General features: G+C 57.6%; 2 protein-coding genes. Both read right to left on the reverse strand.

What is annotated here, in order from left to right:
- Positions 1–701 (reverse strand): Gfo/Idh/MocA family protein (locus ACYQ3S_RS15595; RefSeq protein ID WP_459690282.1); only part of this gene is annotated, 701 nt, incomplete at its 3' end.
- A partial coding sequence (locus ACYQ3S_RS15600) for a dihydrodipicolinate synthase family protein (protein WP_459690284.1) occupies positions 694–1,608 on the reverse strand: 915 nt, incomplete at its 5' end. The genes ACYQ3S_RS15600 and ACYQ3S_RS15595, both read right to left, overlap by 8 nt.

Raw genomic sequence — 1,608 nt, forward strand, 5'->3', positions numbered from 1 at the left:
GCCGAGCGGTTATTCCCATGCAGTTCAATGGTTTCCTCCCACTGACCCGAGCAGCGGGCCGCGATCAGCATGCCCGAAGCGCCGTTCTCAAATTCCAGTTGCGCGGTCGTAAACGTCTCATAATACGGATCCGTGAACTTGGTCAGCGCATGGACGTCCTTGACCTCACCGCCGTAGTAGCGCATCAGATCGACCATGTGGATCGCATTTTCCAATGTGGCGCGGTACTCGGTCGCCGGACGGTTTTTCTGTGCAATGATTACCTCCGGCGCCCCTTCCCCATAAACCGCCTTGGCTTTTTGGCAGACCGGCGCATAGCGGCGGTTAAAGCCGATCATCAGCTTATTGCCCGTTTTGGCCGCTGTCTCCGCAATGCGTGCCGCATCCTTCAATGTGGTCGCCATGGGCTTTTCGCTGTATACGTCGATGCCCTGCTCAAGCAGGAAAGAGATCTGCTCCGCATGGCACTGTTTGGGCGTCAGCACGAAGGCACAGTCCAGGCCGAGCGATACGAACGCTTCCAGCGTAGCGACCGCATGCTGCGCGCCGCAGAGACGCTGCGCATGCTGCGCGTTTTCCAGCTTGCCTGCCATCAGCCCGACAAACTCCACATCGTCAAACCGCGGCAGTACGGGAAGAAAGTTGTTCTTTGAAACATAGCCGACGCCGATTACACCGACCCGCAGCTTCTTCTCAGCCATTGATACCCTCCTCCTTATAGTACTCCTCCAGCACACGCTCGAGCAGCGCGTATTCTCCGTCCGTCAGCTTGCGCAGCGGCCCGCGGCAGGTATCATTTTCAATGATGCCGCGCAGCTTGAGCAGCGTTTTAAGCGCCGGAATGCCCGGAACTGCCGCCAGTTCGCGGTCGGTTCTGACAATCTGCTGCTGCGTCCTGCGCGCGCCCTCCATATCGCCCTCGCGGTACTGGCGGTACAGGCGATTGAACCGTTCGTGAAAAATCGCCCCCGGGCCGGTCACCGTGCCAACACCGCCTGTCATCAGGCACGGAAGGAACAGGCTGTCGCAGCCGATCAGAAGGTCTGGGGTACGCCCGCTGCACAGCAGATAATCCTCAATGCGCATCAGGTCAGGGCAACTGTATTTGATGCCCGCAATATTTTCGTATTTTTCCATCAGCCTGCCCAGCAGTTCGGGTTTGACGTCGCTCGTTGTGCAGCCGGGAATGTTATAGATATAAACCGGAAAATCCGGCGGCACGCTCTCGACCACCGCGCTGTAATAGCCAAACAGGGATGCCTCGTCCATAGGAAAGAATGCCGGCGACATCACGCCCACGCCATCCGCGCCGATTTTGACCGCGTGCCGCACATGGGAGATAGTCTCCGCAGTTGTCATGCTGCCGCACTGGATGAATACCGGAATACGCTTTGCTGCGGTTTTCACCATGATTTCCGCTACCGTTTCGCGCTCCTTCCTGCTGAGCAACAGGCTTTCCCCGTTGGTGCCGTTCGGATACAGACAGTCCACCCCCGCCTGCACCAGATATTCCGTAAAGCCCGCCAGCGAGCGCCCATCTATTGATCCATCTTCGTGCATCGGCGTAATAGTCGGAATAACCACGCCGGATAATCTTTTTTCGTACAT

The organism is Agathobaculum sp. TL06, from assembly GCF_054658635.1.